This window comes from Paenibacillus farraposensis (assembly GCF_020736845.1).
GTDB lineage: Bacteria > Bacillota > Bacilli > Paenibacillales > Paenibacillaceae > Paenibacillus > Paenibacillus farraposensis.
In genome coordinates, this window is record NZ_JAFFQR010000055.1 from 1 (window position 1) to 457 (window position 457).

1 protein-coding gene is annotated in these 457 nt (G+C 54.7%); it reads left to right on the forward strand.

Annotated elements, in window-relative coordinates:
- Positions 1–457: condensation domain-containing protein (locus tag JO375_RS08630; protein ID WP_229524082.1), on the forward strand; the 457-nt coding region annotated here is incomplete at both ends.

Below are 457 nucleotides of genomic sequence, written 5' to 3' on the forward strand. Positions count from 1 at the left end.
GCACTGCGGAACTATCCGACAGCAGAGCAAAGCTTCCGCAGCTTCGTGGAGGATGTGAAGACGCGTGCGCTGCAAGCTTACGAGCACCAGGACTATCCGTTTGAAGAGCTGGTGGAAAAACTGAATGTGAAGCGGGATATGAGCCGCAACCCGCTGTTCGATACGATGTTTACGCTGCAAACCACCGAGGAAGGCGAGCTGCAGCTGACCAACCTGAGCTTCCGTCCATACGGATTGGAGCAAACGCCAGCGAAGTTTGATTTAACGCTGGAAGCGAGTGAGGAAGAGGCAGGCATCCAGTTCGGCCTGCAATATGCAACCGCATTGTATCAACGGGAAACCGTGGAACGAATGACACGCCACTTCATCCGGCTGGCTGAAGCCGTGGCGGCGAACCCGGATGTGAAGCTGGGAGAAATCGAACTGATTACGGCAGAAGAAAGCGAGCAGATTCTGA